Here is a 13088-nt window from a genome sequence, read left to right as displayed (position 1 = left end):
AATAACAGAACGTCATTCAGAGCGCAGCGAAGAATCTCGCGGGCTGACATTATAATGCTAGCTTCACATCAGCCCGCAAGATTCTTCGCTGCGCTCTGAATGACGTTTTTATCTACCTCACCCTTCCCTACCGGTGGTTTATCAGCGCTTTGTAGGTGCGGCAGATGCGGGCGGGTTCCACTTTCAGAAAGTAGAGCGCGAAGGCCGTGAGGTTGGCCAGCTGCACGCGCAGCCAGCCGTTGTCTTCGTACTTGCGGGCCGACACCAGCACGCTTTCGGGTACGATGTGGAAGGAGGCGACCTGCCGGATGCGCTGGATGATTTCGAAGTCCTCCATCACCACAAACCGCTCGTTGAAGCCGCCCAGCTGGCTGAACAGCTCGCGGGTGATGAACAGCGTCTGGTCGCCGCCGCGGCTCATGAGGCCCTTGAAACGGGTGCCGTAGCTGTTGAGGCGCAGCAGCGGGTGGCTGGAATCGAAGCGGAAGCGGTAGCAGCCGGCCGGGTGGCCCGCGGCTACGGCCCGGCTGATGGTGGCTACGAAATCGGGGCAGATGCCGACATCGGCGTGCACGAAGTATAGGATGCGGCCGGTGGCGTGGGCGGCGCCGTGGTTCATCTGGGCGGCGCGGCCGGGGCGCGGGGCCGGCAGCACGGTGGCCCCGGCCGCCTCGGCCAGCGCCGCCGTACCATCGGGGCTGGCGGCATCCACCACCAGAATTTCCACGGCCTCGGCCGACGGTGCGTGCCGGCGCAGCTGCTGCACCAGCCCGGCAATGTGGGCAGCCTCGTTGTAGGTGGGAATGATGACGCTAAGCTCGGGGGGCATGGCAGGCTGAACAGAGGCGCAAGGTGCGGAATTTCCGGCGGCCCTGAAAGGACGCTGGCCCGGCAGATACGTAGCACCGGGGCCGGTTAGTTTGCGCGGGCGGGCAATCCGGCGGCCCGTACGGCGCGTTTATTGCACCGGGCGTCGCCACGGTCGGGCTTTTGTCCGTATGCCTCAACTGCTTAGGGCCCGCGCCCGGCGCCCCATCTTTTCCTCTCTTGATTTCCCGCATGCTTTTCTACCGCACCCTGCTCCTGACGGCCCTCAGCGCCTCCACCCTCGCGGCTACGGCCTGCAACGGCCCGGCCGCTTCGGCGCCCGAAACCCCGGCGCCCCCGGCCGCGCTGGCTGCCGCCCCGGCCACTCCAGCCGCCCCGGCCGTAGCCGCGGGCTTCGACCACAGCGCCTTCGACCGGCTGCTGAAAAAGTACGTCAACCCGCAGGGCCGCGTGAACTACAAGGGTTTCAAGAGCGAGGAAAAGGCCTTCGACGCCTACCTGGCCCGCCTCAGCCAGAACCCGCCCAAACCGGCTGACCCGCAGGCCGAGCAGATGGCGTTCTGGATCAACGCCTACAACGCCTACACCATCAAGCTCATCCTGAATAACTACCCGCTGAAGAGCATCAAGGATATCGGGGAGCCGTGGAAAAAGATGTTTTTCAGTATCGGCGGCACCAAAATGAGCCTCGACGACATCGAGCACGGCATCCTGCGCAAGAAGTTCGACGACCCGCGGATTCACTTTGCGCTGGTGTGCGCCTCCATCTCGTGCCCGGCGCTGCGCCCCGAGGCCTACACCGCGGCCCGCCTCAGCCAGCAGCTCGACGCGCAGGGCCGCGCCTTCCTCAACGACCCGACCAAGAACAAAATCAATCCCCAGAGCGCCCAGCTTTCCAACTACTTCAACTGGTACAAGGAAGACTGGAACAAGAACGGCCTGTCGGTGGTGAAGTGGGTGAACAAGTACGCCAAAACCAAGATTTCCGACAACACCAGGATTGGCTACCTGGACTACAACTGGAACCTGAACGAGCAGTAATTCAAGCACCTGTCATCCTGAGCTTGCGAAGGACCTTATCCCGTCTGGTTTGAGAAAACAGCCAGCCAAAAGGGATAAAGTCCTTCGCAAGCTCCGGATGACAGTCGTTTTTCAGCGTCTGCATGAAGCTATTCCTCTCGCTACTCCTGCTCCTTCCCGTCTTCACCCAAGCCCAAACGCCCGAAACGCGGCGCTACGCCATTGAGGTGGCCGGCCTGCGGGTGGGCACCATGACGGCCACCCGCCAGCTGCCCACACCGGCGAGTCCCGAAACCATCAGTACCCTCATTAGCGACGTGCAGGTGGATTTTCTGTTCTACCACCTCGTCATCTATTATAAGGTAACGAACTACGTGCGCGCCGACGGCCAGTTGCGCCTCTCCACGGTGCAGGCGCGCACCAACCAGGGCAATTTCAGCTCGCGCACCGAGTGGAAGCAGGACCACTACGACATCGTGGCCGACCAGTACAAGCACCGCTACCGGGCCACCGAAACCCGGCCCATCCGCTACACCGTCACCGATATGTTTTTCGCGGAGCCCCCGGCCGGCCAGTCCCGGGCTTTTGCCGAGTACTTCGGCGACTTTTTTGGGGTGAAGCCCGGCAAGCCCGGCCGCTACCAGGCCACCCGCGCCGGCCGCGAGGATGAGTATCAGTACCAGAACGGGCAGCTGATAACGTTGATTAAGAAGAATCCGCTGAAGAATTTTGTAATTCGGCTGCTGTAGAATACCTACCGCTTCACTCGTTGAACGGGTGAGGTGCGGGGCTTGACGAGTAATTCGTGCCCCAAGCTTCCGGCCGCCCCAGCAAACCACTGCCCGGCCCCAACACTCCGGTAGCCGGAACTCCTCTCATCCGGTGCTGCTTTACTGTCATTTTTCGGCTTCCTCCCATGCGCTTTGCCTGCTTATTGCCTATTTTCTCCCTGGCGCTGCTGCTGACGGCCTGCGAATCTCAGCCCCAGGCTGGCACTTCAGCACCCACTGCCCCAGCAACCCCGGATGAAACACCCCCACCACCGCCGCCCCCTCTGGATGCTCCCCCTACCGCCGACCAGATCAACGGTACTTACCGGGCCGACGGCAACACCGAGTGCTCTATGCAGCTCACCGTTGCCGGCCAACCCGAGGCGTATACTTATGCCCTGACCATCGGCCAGAAAACCAGGCGCGGCCAGCTTACGGTGGAGCTAACTGCCGGAGCGCCCACCGTGTACCTCACGCTGGAAGGCATCAAGTGGGCTAGCTACGATGGGCCCCTGAACGACGAAGGGGAGGCCCAGCAGCCCGGCGAGGTCGTGCCCGAGGGCGTGGGGGCGAGTTGGCAGAATGACACTATCAGCCTGCAGAACTACGGCAACTCGATGAACTCTTACACCGTTTTCGCCGACTGCCCCGATAAGTATATCACCCTGGTGAAGCAGTAGCCCCGGACTAATTATGCTGGTCACGACGTAAGGTGCGGGGCTGGGCCCCGCCCCTACCCGTTCTCGCAAACCCCGGCCGAAACGGCTACTTTGCAGGCTCCCCCCCTACCCGTTTCCCGCCCCTCATGTCCCGTATTCTTCCCACCATCGTGCTGGCGCAGTTCTGCTGCACTTCGCTGTGGTTTGCCGGCAACGCCGTGGCCCCCGAGCTGGCGGCCCGCGTGGGCCAGCCGGCCAGCTTCGGGGCGGCCCTGACCAGCGCCGTGCAGCTGGGCTTTATTGCCGGCACGCTGGTATTCGCGCTGCTGGCCGTGGCCGACCGATTTTCGCCCTCGCGGGTGTTTTTTATTAGTGCGCTGCTGGCGGCGGGCTGCAACTTGGCCCTCAACCTGCCGGGCCTGGGGGCCGAAGGGCTGCTGGCGGCCCGGGTGCTCACCGGGTTTTTCCTGGCCGGCATCTATCCGGTGGGCATGAAGCTGGCCGCCGACTACTACGAGGCCAGGCTGGGCCGCTCGCTGGGGTTTCTGGTGGGGGCGCTGGTGCTGGGCACGGCGTTTCCGCACCTGTTGCGCGGCCTGAACGAGTTGGGCGGCACCGGCGGCGCGGGGGGGCCGCTGCCCTGGCAGGCCGTAACCATTGGCACCTCGGCGCTGGCGGCGCTGGGCGGACTGGCGCTGGTACTGCTGGTGCCCGATGGCCCCTTCCGCCGGGCCGGGCAGCGGTTGCGGCCGGGGGCGCTGCTGGCGGGGTTCCGCGAGCCGCAGTTTCGGGCGGCGGCGCTGGGCTACTTTGGGCACATGTGGGAGCTGTACACGTTCTGGGCCTTCGTGCCGGTGGTGCTGACGGCTTGGCGGGCGGCTCACCCGGCGGCGGCCAGCTTCAGTGGGCCGCTGGCGGCGTTTGGCATTATTGGGGTGGGCAGCCTGGGGTGCGTGGGCGCGGGGCTGCTGGCCCAGCGGCGCGGGCCGCGGCCGGTGGCGGCCGGGGCCCTGGCGCTGTCGGGCGCATGTTGCCTGGTGTCGCCGCTGGTGCTGGGCAGCGACTCGTCGGGGCTGCTGCTGGCGTTTCTGGGGTTCTGGGGGCTGGTGGTGGTGGCCGACTCGCCGCTGCTCTCGACGCTGGTAGCCAGCCGCGCCCCGGCCCCCACCCGCGCCACGGCCCTCACGCTGGTTACCTGCCTGGGTTTCGCCCTCACCATCGCCAGCATCCAGCTCACGAGCCGGCTGGTTCCGCTGCTCGACCCGCGCTACCTGCTGGCCCCGCTGGCCCTGGGGCCGCTGCTGGGGCTGTGGGGGTTGTTGGGGCGGGGGCGGGATGTTATTCTTGGGACCGAAGAACGATAGCAAAATTCAGACCAATGGTAACATTTAAGAGGCTTACTGTGGGCGGGTTAGTCCTACTATCTATATTGCGACAGGACCAACAATAAAAATCCTAAACGAAATATGAAACGGCTCTTATCTTTATTTCTTACAATGCTTCTCTCTGCACCTGCCTATTCTCAGGCACTTGTTGACTTTAGCAAGTTTCCGAATACTACCGACGACACGACCGCTCTATCCACATCGGTGCTACTTGACAAACTTGATTGGGAGTCTATTAAGAGGTATAGTATCTATACTGATAACCACCGCGCTTCTGAAATTAGTGATAATTTATTTATAATATATGAATATTCAGACCGAACAAAGGGCGCCTCATTCAGAATCACAAGCTATAGAGGAGTAATACTAAAATACTACGCTGATTCCAGCAGTGCATATCCTATGAATAAAATTTTATATTTTAATAAAAAGATATGGCTTAATTACACAAATGACATCTTACCATCTCTGCCGGATGAATTTAAACTTAGCATGAATGAACCCAACAATATTTTAAGAGCTTATTACAAGCTTGTAGGTGTGGACTCAGGCGACGAATATGGATTCATTTGTGAGTATTCAACAGTAGGCATGCCACCAATTAGAAGAGGGGCTGTCATTACACTTTTACAACACCAACGTATAGACTTAATTAGAAATCTTATGAAGCATCCAAATATTCAAACAAGAATGTATGCAATCGACGCAATGATATACAGTAGCAGTAAATCAAATCATATAATCAGTCAGTTAAATAAAAACATACGCAAAAGCAAAAATACACTATCCCGACGTGAAAATAAAGACACACAATTGATTAATCACATTAAGACACTCTCAGATTCTATATCTATTCTGAATTACAATATTTTATCAAAAGATGAATGGATTAGCATTCACAATTTACGCGACAGCAAATTAAGAGTCAAAACCTGTGGCAATGCTGGGTCTTATAAGGTCTACGAAACTCCTATTTCTGAACTACTTTCAGATAAAAGCATCAATCAGATACTTAAATGGTACGAAAGCTTTGAAAGAACGGGGTACTTCTTGATGTATGCAGATTAATACAGCAAGTTGTCATCAAAACGTTCTTTCCCCTCGTTCAGCCACACAAAACCGCCCCGCGACTTTCCAGTTGCGGGGCATTTTGCGTTACTTCAGCAGCTCAAGTTACAGCAGCTTTCGGGCAGGATGGGCAGCGGGGGAAATTACCAGCCGCTGCCGTAGCGCCGGGTTAGCGGGGTAGCGAGGTGCTGGCGGCCGTGAGGGCCGCGCCGAGCTGGCGCAGTTTGCCGCTGATATCCTCGTCCACGTCTTCGTCGGCGGCTTTGGTGGTGAGCTGGCCCAGGGCGTCGAGCGTGTGGGCGATGTTAGCGCTGTCGTTGGTGCTGAGGTAGTCTTTCAGGTTCTGTAGCTCCAGGGCAATTTTGCCCTGGGCACCTGGGCCATTGAGGCTAAGCTGGCCAATCCAGCTGTCAATCTGGTCCGTGGCCGGGGCGGCGGTAAGGTCGCCGGTAACGGCTTGGATGGCATCGTTGAGCGCCTCGCCCGCGGCGTAGGAAGTGGAATCGGACATAGTATATTAGCTTGGTGAAAAGTGGGTATTGGGTTTACTGCTGCCGACCCGCAAAGGTTAGGCAGGGCCAATCGTTGCCCCTTGGTGGCTCAGGTTACCGCAGCTTGTCGGGTAGGATGGGCAGGCTGCGGACTCATTGCAGGCATAGTTCCGTATCTTCCCTTCATGGACATCAAAGACCTCATCACCATTGACCCCCGACATCCTGAGCAGGCAGCCGGTATTCGCCGGTACTTGGGTGCCCGTGGAATTCTTGTTCGACCATTTGGAGGTTGGAGTACCGCTGGATGAGTTTTTAGACGACTTTCCAACGGTAAGTCGGGAGCAGGCGGTAGCTGCGCTTAAGTTGGGGAAATCAAACATTATTTTACAATGAGTCACTTTACAAGTGCGCTATATGGGTTTTGAATACAAAATATCGACCTTTTGCACAGCAGAACAACTGAGTAATATCAGAAACTTCTTACAGAAGCATAAATACTTTGATAGAAACCGTTTAGCTTATGACAAAGAATTTACAGAGTTTAGAACAGCAGAAAACACGGGTGTCATGCCTAATCTATCTATAATTACTGAAGATGATGGCATCTATATTTGTCAACATGGCTCATCATATATGTGGCAAGACATTGAAGAACTCAAACTGTATCTACAGGAAGAACAAATTCAATACACCATTATCGACTATCAGGACTAACCAAGCGCTGTACCTAACAACGTCAGCGCGCGAGATGCTTCCTGCGTCAGCATGACGTTCTTTTGTCGCCCCTCAACCCTACACAAAAAAGCCCCGCGACTTTCCAGTTGCGGGGCGTTTTGCGTTACATCAGCGGCTCAAGTTACAGCAGCTTGTCGAGCATAATGGGCAGGTCGCGGACGCGCTTGCCGGTGGCGTGGAAGACGGCGTTGGCAATGGCGGCCGTGACGCCGAGCATGCCCACTTCGCCGATGCCCTTCACGCCCAGCGGGTTCACGATGTCGTCCTCCTCGTGGATGAAGAGCACGTCGATATCGGGCATGTCGGCGTTGACGGGGATGTGGTATTCGGCGTAGTTGTGGTTGACGTAGCGGCCGAACTTGTGGTCCATGATGGTCTCTTCCATCAGGGCCATGCCCAGGCCCCAGACTACCCCACCCAGCACCTGCGAGCGGGCGGTTTTGCGGTTGAGGATGCGGCCGGCGGCTACGGCATTTACCACCCGCGTCACGCGCACCGTGCCCAGGTCCTCATCCACCTGCACCTCGGCAAATACCGCGTTGTGCGAGTGCAGCGAGTAGCCGTTCTGCTTGAGCATGTTGGGCAGGGCCGTGCTGTCGGCTTCCACCTCGGTTTCGCCGCTGGCCTGCAGCACGTCGCGCAGCACTACGGCCTGGTCGGGGTCGCGGCGCAGGCGCAGTTGGCCGTTCACGAATTCTACTTCGTCGTAGTCGGCGCCTTGCAGGGGCGAGTCTTTCTGTTTTTGAGCCAGCTTGAGCAGCTTTTGGCCCAGCGCGTCGCAGGCGTTTTTCACGGCCGTGCCCACCGAGGCGGCGGTCCAGGAGCCGCCCTGCAGCGGGGCCTGGGGCTGGTCGGTGTCGCCAAGCTCGAAGGTCACGGCTTCCAGGGGCAGGCCCAGGGTTTCGGCCGCAATCTGGGTCATGATGGTGTAGGTGCCGGCCCCGTTTTCGCCCGCGCCGCTGAGTACCAGCAGGCGGCCGTCGGCCGTGAGGCGGGCGCTGGCGCGCGAGGGCATCTGCATGGCGTCCCAGACGCCGCCGGCCATGCCCCAGCCGGTGAGCAGGTGGCCGTTGCGCATGGAGCGCGGCTCCAGCGGCCGCTTGTCCCAGCCGAATTTGGCGGCGCCCTCATGATAACATTCGCGCAGCTTCTTGCTCGAAAAGGGCTTGTCCACGTTCTGGTCACGCTCGGCGTAGTTGCGCAGGCGGAATTCGAGCGGGTCGAGGCCGGCGGCGTAGGCCATTTCGTCCATGGCCACCTCGATGCCCACGTTACCGGTGGCCGCGCCGGGCGCCCGCATATCCTGGGGCGAGTACACGTCGAGCTGGGCCAGCTGGTAGCCCAGCTTCACGTTGTCGCACTTATACTGCATGCCCGACCAGTTCACCACGTTCTCGGTGTAATCCTCAAACAGCGAAGTTTCGTGCAGGGCGTGGTGTTGCAGGGCGGCCAGCGAGCCATCGGGGTTGGTGCCCAACTTGAGCAGCTGCAGCGTGTTGGGCCGGTGGCCGATGCTGAACATCTGCTGGCGCGTGAGCGTGACGCGCACCGAGCGTTTCAGCTCCAGCGCCGCCAGCGTAGCCATAAACACCGAGTACTGGGGCCGCAGCCCTGAGCCGAAGCCGCCGCCCATAAACTGGTTCACCACCCGGCAGTTGTCCTTGCTGAGCCCGAACACGCCGGTGAGGTAGCGCTGCACGTTGAAAACGCCCTGGGTTTTGTCGTAGACCGTTATTTTGTCGTCGGCCAGCCACTCCACGGTGGCGGCAAACAGCTCCATGGGGTTGTGGTGCTGGGCGCCGTGGGCGTACTCGGCCTCGATGCTGTGGGTGGCGTTTTTCCAGGCTTTTTCGGGGTTGCCGCGCGGCGGGGGTGGCGGCGCGTAGCCCAGCTTGCCGCCGCCGGGCAGGTAGCCCTCGGTGCGCTTGGTTCCGAGGTTGGTTTCGTGCGGCTCCTGCTCGTAGTCCACCCGCAGCAGGGCGGCGGCGTAGCGGGCCAGCTCGAAGGTTTCGGCCACTACCAGGGCCACCGGCTGCTGGTTGAAGGTGATATCGGGCGTGTGCAGGGGCCGAAAGGGCGAGCCGCCGGGGGCCAGCAGGTCCTTGTAGCTGCGGTCGAACCAGGCCAGATGGGGCACGTTTTCGTGCGAGTACACGGCCAGCACGCCCGGCAGGCCCAGCACCTCTTCGGCGTGCACCCGGGTCACTTTGCCCTTGGCAATCGGGCTGTTTACCACGTAGCCGTAGGCCAGGTTGGGCACGTTGAATTCGCCCGCGTAGTGCGCCGTGCCCGATACTTTCAGCGGCCCGTCGACGCGGTTGGCGCCCTTGCCGATATGGTTGGTCTGGGTCATGGGATATATTTTTGGAGCTGTTAGCTAGTAGCTGCTTGCTGTTAGCTTTTCGGCTGATTGGTAGTATGATAACACGGCGGCAACAAGGGCCGTGGGCATGTAGCGCGAAGCTTCCGCTTCGCGTATCGTTGAACGGGGTCGTTTGAAATTCAGCAACGACGCGCGAAGTGGAAGCTTCGCGCTACTGCCTTACGGATTCGAATTCAAGAAAGCATCCGACGCCTGCTGCTTGCCTTCGGTGGCCTGCTGCAATGCCCGCACGATGGCACGGCGGGCCAGCTCAATCTTGAAATCGTTGGAGCCCTGGCCCACGGCGTTGGCCACCACATGGGCGGCCACGCGGCCGAAGGTTTCGGCGGTGGCGGGCTGGCCCTTCAGCATTTCCTCGGCCGACTTGTCGCGCCAAGGCTTGTGGGCCACGCCGCCCAAGGCCAGGCGGGCATCGGTGATGGTGTCGCCGTCCAGCTCCAGGCCCACGGCCACGCTTACCAGGGCGAAGGCATAGGAGTGCCGGTCGCGGAGCTTGAGGTAGGTGAAGTTCTTGGCAAACCCTTTCTCGGGTAGGTCGAGCGACAAAACCAATTCCCCCTCAGTCAGGGTGTTGTCGTACTGGGGCAGCTCCCCGGGCAGGCGGTGGAAGTCCTCGAAAGCAATACTCCGCTCGCCGTTGGGCCCGCTCACGCGCACAGTGGGCGCCAGCGCCGCCAGGGCCACGCACATATCCGAGGGGTGGGTGGCAATGCAGGCCTCGCTGGCCCCCAGAATGGCATGGATGCGGTTGTAGCCCCCGATGGCCGAGCAGCCCGAGCCCGGCTCCCGCTTGTTGCAGGGCGTTTCGATGTCGTAGAAATAGTAGCAGCGGGTGCGCTGCATGAGGTTGCCGCCGTTGGTGGCCGCGTTGCGCAACTGGGGCGAGGCGCCCGCCAGAATCGCCTGGTTCAGCATCGGGTAGCGCTGCTTAACCTGCTCGTTCCAGGCCGTATCGGCGTTGGTAGCCGTGGCCCCGAGGCGCAGGCCGCCGTCGGGCAGGTCTTCGATTTTGGAAAGCGGCAGCTTGGCCACATTAACCAGATGCGCGGGCTGCTCGACGTTGTACTTCATCAAATCGATGAGGTTGGTGCCGCCGCCCAGATAGGCCGAGGCCCCGTGGCCGGCCTTGTCGCGCACCGCATCGGCCACATCAGTAGCGCGGGAGTAGGTGAAGGGATACATTTCTTAGTATTAAGTAGTGAGTATTTTGTACTGAGTATGTTTCTTGAGTAGTGAGGCATGCTTTTGTCTCACTACTCAATACCTGATACTCACTACTGTTTGTCCACGACTTCCTTTACCGCGTTCAGGATGCCCGTGTAGGCGCCGCAGCGGCAAAGGTTGCCGCTCATCAGCTCCTTGATTTCGGCTTCGGAGTGGGCGCGGCACTCGTTGAGCAGGCCCTGGGCCGAGCAAATCTGGCCGGGCGTGCAGTAGCCGCACTGGAAAGCGTCGTGGTCGACGAAGGCCTGCTGCAGCGGGCTGAGGTGGTCGGGCGTGCCCAGGCCCTCGATGGTCGTGATGTCGTCGTCTTCGTGCATCACGGCCAGCGTGAGGCAGCTATTAATGCGGCGGCCGTTGACGAGCACCGTGCAGGCGCCGCACTGGCCATGGTCGCAGCCTTTTTTGGTGCCCGTGAGGTGGGCGTACTCGCGCAGGGCGTCGAGCAGGCTGGTCCAGGGCGCGAGCTGCAGGGTTTGGGTCTGGCCGTTGATGTGCAGGCGCACCGGGCCGGTGGGCACCGGAGCCGGCAGGCCGCCACGGTGCGGGGTGCTGGTAAGTAGTTGCGACATAAACAAGAGCAGAAGTGGTGAAGGAAGCGACGGCACAAGGCCGGCACGTGCTTTTGCTGTACGCCCGCAACGGCCCGCGCGTTATACTTCGGGGCCGCATTTTGCCGCTTTTACCAAGGCCGGCTCCCTGGCTGGTCCTCTGAACTACCATCAGCCCCCCGCAGCCCGCCGGTACCGCATCAAAAAAAGCCGCCTTCCGGGCTGCCCGCCCCAGAGGGCAGCAGCACCGGAAGGCGGCAGCAGCGTCGGCAGTCGTAAGGGCGGTTAGGCGCCTTTCGAAGCCAGGATATCAAGCATTTCCACGGCTGGCGCGGAGGCGAACAGCTCGGGGGCCTGGGCGAACAGGGCTTCGGCAACCTTGCCGCCCAAATGCGCTTTACGGCCGGCTTCCTCGGCAAACGTGTCGAAAATCCCGAACGTCGTCGGGCCCATCTGCACCCCGTACCAGGTAGCAGTTTCCGGCTCCTGCTCCACCAGGGCTAGGCCCCCTCGCAGGAAATCAGCTACTTCCTGCTCCTTGCCGGGCTTGGCTTCCAGACGTACAAACAATCCTACTTTTACCATGAGAATGGGGGTTAAATGGGTAGGCTTGTAGAACCGGCTCGACGAAAAAATGTTTGGCGCATGCATCTTCACCCCTGCTTATAATTCTCGGCTAATCCATGCTAACTCCTCCGCCCCATCCCGTGAAATACCTCCTGCTGTTCCTGCTATTAACGGCTCTTTCGGCCTCCTCCCCTGCTCTGGCCACGCCCAGCGTGCGGGTTACCCTCCAGGTTGCGCCGGAAGCGCACACCTTCACCTGCCGCTACCGCTTCACTTTGCCGGCTTCCGACACAACCTCGGTGGTACTGCTGAACCTGAACCGCCGCTATAAGCTGCAACAGGTGCAGGCTCCGCGGGCGGTGCAGCAGCGCGTTGCGTCGGTGCTATATGTGCGTGATTCTGTCCAGCAGATTCAGGTTCGCTATGCGCCAAACCAACGCCGCAGCCGCTACATCGAGTTGGTGTATACCGGCGAAATCGGCCAGAGTAACTATACCGACCAGGCAGTCCTTTTCAGCTCCCGAAGCGAATGGATACCCTTTCGCCCCTATCAGGAGTACGAAATATTGCCCTACCAACTGACGGTGCAGGTGCCGCCCGGCTATCAGGTGCGCGGCACCCGCCCACCCAGCCGGCAGCAGCCCTGCCGTTACACGTTTAAAGGCACCACCAGCGTCATCGACCTCACGGTCCTCGTAGCCCAACAATTCTATCAAGCCGTATCCGCCGCTGGGCCGCCCATCACGTTCGTTAAGACCGGTGCCCCGCTGACTCATACCGATTCAGTTAACCTCCGGCAGGCGGAAGTTATTACGGCCTTTTACAACCGTACCATTGGGCGGCTGGCCCCGATTAATAAGTTCACCGTACTCCTTCCTGGCAATAATAGCGGGGCCTACGGGCTCCTGGATGACGCTACCGTCATCACTTATTCCGATTTTGATGTAGCGCAAACAGATGAACTGCTAATTCTAGCCCACGAAATCAGCCATAGATGGTGGGCCTACGGCTCGTTTCACGACGAAACCGACTGGCTCAACGAGGCCTTTGCCACTTACTCCAGCCTACTCTACTTAGAGGCCAGCGGCGACGAAGCAGGCTATCAAAAGGAACTTGCCCGTTTGGCGCAAACTACCACTGATAAACCACCAATTTGGGGGTTTGACCGCTATAAATATGAGTTTACTATGCACCGCCGCGTGATGTACAACAAGGGCACCGGCATCCTGCACGCGTTGCGCACCCGCGTGGGTACCGAGCAATTCCTGAACATTCTGGCTACGACTGCGGCCCAAAAAACCAGCACCAATCCAGGGTTTGTGCAACTCGTGGAGCAAGTGGCCGGACCGGAAACCGGGTCCTGGCTGCTGGCCGAGCTGAAGCGGTGATGCGCGGTCAATTCTGAGA

General features: G+C 60.1%; 14 protein-coding genes. 8 read left to right on the top strand and 6 right to left on the bottom strand.

All coding sequences use genetic code 11. The features are described from left to right. Nucleotides 1-127 precede the first annotated feature (127 nt). Nucleotides 128-829, bottom strand: a complete 702-nt coding sequence (locus H145_RS0110680) for a TIGR04283 family arsenosugar biosynthesis glycosyltransferase (protein WP_019948140.1) — start codon at nucleotides 827-829, stop codon at nucleotides 128-130. Between the two features lie 230 nt (nucleotides 830-1059). Here H145_RS0110680 and H145_RS0110675 point away from each other — a divergent pair, with 230 nt between their 5' ends. The 5 genes from H145_RS0110675 (at nucleotide 1060) to H145_RS24150 (ending at nucleotide 5730) form a co-directional block, all read left to right on the top strand. Continuing rightward, entirely contained in the window at nucleotides 1060-1869 is an 810-nt protein-coding gene (locus tag H145_RS0110675) for a DUF547 domain-containing protein (RefSeq protein WP_019948139.1), read from the top strand. A gap of 122 nt (nucleotides 1870-1991) precedes the next feature. Next, nucleotides 1992-2597 (top strand): DUF6134 family protein, encoded by a 606-nt coding sequence (locus H145_RS0110670; RefSeq protein ID WP_019948138.1) that lies wholly within the window; start codon nucleotides 1992-1994, stop codon nucleotides 2595-2597. Nucleotides 2598-2782: 185 nt separating this feature from the next. Beyond that, on the top strand, nucleotides 2783-3298 hold the full coding sequence (locus tag H145_RS24155; RefSeq protein WP_157541457.1) for a hypothetical protein: 516 nt from the start codon (nucleotides 2783-2785) through the stop codon (nucleotides 3296-3298). Between the two features lie 125 nt (nucleotides 3299-3423). Beyond that, nucleotides 3424-4641 (top strand): MFS transporter, encoded by a 1218-nt coding sequence (locus H145_RS0110660; protein WP_019948136.1) that lies wholly within the window; start codon nucleotides 3424-3426, stop codon nucleotides 4639-4641. A gap of 132 nt (nucleotides 4642-4773) precedes the next feature. Continuing rightward, on the top strand, nucleotides 4774-5730 hold the full coding sequence (locus H145_RS24150; protein ID WP_157541455.1) for a hypothetical protein: 957 nt from the start codon (nucleotides 4774-4776) through the stop codon (nucleotides 5728-5730). Nucleotides 5731-5899: 169 nt separating this feature from the next. On the opposite strand, the gene H145_RS0110655 is transcribed toward H145_RS24150, so the two are convergent. After that, entirely contained in the window at nucleotides 5900-6241 is a 342-nt protein-coding gene (locus tag H145_RS0110655; protein WP_019948135.1) for a hypothetical protein, read from the bottom strand. Between the two features lie 238 nt (nucleotides 6242-6479). On the opposite strand from H145_RS0110655, the gene H145_RS24725 reads away from it, so the two are divergent. Next, a complete protein-coding gene (locus H145_RS24725) occupies nucleotides 6480-6617 on the top strand; it encodes a DUF433 domain-containing protein (protein WP_316929476.1) in 138 nt (45 codons plus the stop codon). A 21-nt stretch (nucleotides 6618-6638) separates the two neighbouring features. Then, nucleotides 6639-6938 carry a hypothetical protein gene (locus H145_RS24145; protein ID WP_157541453.1) on the top strand — a complete coding sequence of 100 codons (300 nt, stop codon included), beginning with the start codon at nucleotides 6639-6641 and terminating at the stop codon, nucleotides 6936-6938. 142 nt (nucleotides 6939-7080) lie between these two features. Here the strand turns inward: H145_RS24145 and H145_RS0110640 are convergent, their stop codons facing one another. The 4 genes from H145_RS0110640 to H145_RS0110625 all read right to left on the bottom strand — a co-directional run bounded on the left by H145_RS0110640 (nucleotide 7081) and on the right by H145_RS0110625 (nucleotide 11699). Then, entirely contained in the window at nucleotides 7081-9312 is a 2232-nt protein-coding gene (locus tag H145_RS0110640) for a xanthine dehydrogenase family protein molybdopterin-binding subunit (protein WP_019948133.1), read from the bottom strand. A 189-nt stretch (nucleotides 9313-9501) separates the two neighbouring features. Next, a complete protein-coding gene (locus H145_RS0110635; protein ID WP_019948132.1) occupies nucleotides 9502-10524 on the bottom strand; it encodes an FAD binding domain-containing protein in 1023 nt (340 codons plus the stop codon). Between the two features lie 92 nt (nucleotides 10525-10616). Next, nucleotides 10617-11135, bottom strand: coding sequence for a (2Fe-2S)-binding protein (locus H145_RS0110630; protein WP_019948131.1), 519 nt, complete (start codon nucleotides 11133-11135; stop codon nucleotides 10617-10619). A gap of 264 nt (nucleotides 11136-11399) precedes the next feature. Next, nucleotides 11400-11699 (bottom strand): putative quinol monooxygenase, encoded by a 300-nt coding sequence (locus H145_RS0110625; protein WP_026351421.1) that lies wholly within the window; start codon nucleotides 11697-11699, stop codon nucleotides 11400-11402. A 122-nt stretch (nucleotides 11700-11821) separates the two neighbouring features. Here H145_RS0110625 and H145_RS0110620 point away from each other — a divergent pair, with 122 nt between their 5' ends. Continuing rightward, nucleotides 11822-13069: a gluzincin family metallopeptidase gene (locus H145_RS0110620; protein ID WP_019948129.1), complete on the top strand. Its 1248-nt coding sequence runs from the start codon at nucleotides 11822-11824 to the stop codon at nucleotides 13067-13069. Nucleotides 13070-13088: the final 19 nt, after the last annotated feature.

The organism is Hymenobacter aerophilus DSM 13606, from assembly GCF_000382225.1.
Taxonomy (GTDB): domain Bacteria; phylum Bacteroidota; class Bacteroidia; order Cytophagales; family Hymenobacteraceae; genus Hymenobacter; species Hymenobacter aerophilus.
The sequence above is the reverse complement of the archived record's forward strand: the minus strand, read 5'-3'. Positions and strand labels throughout refer to the sequence as shown.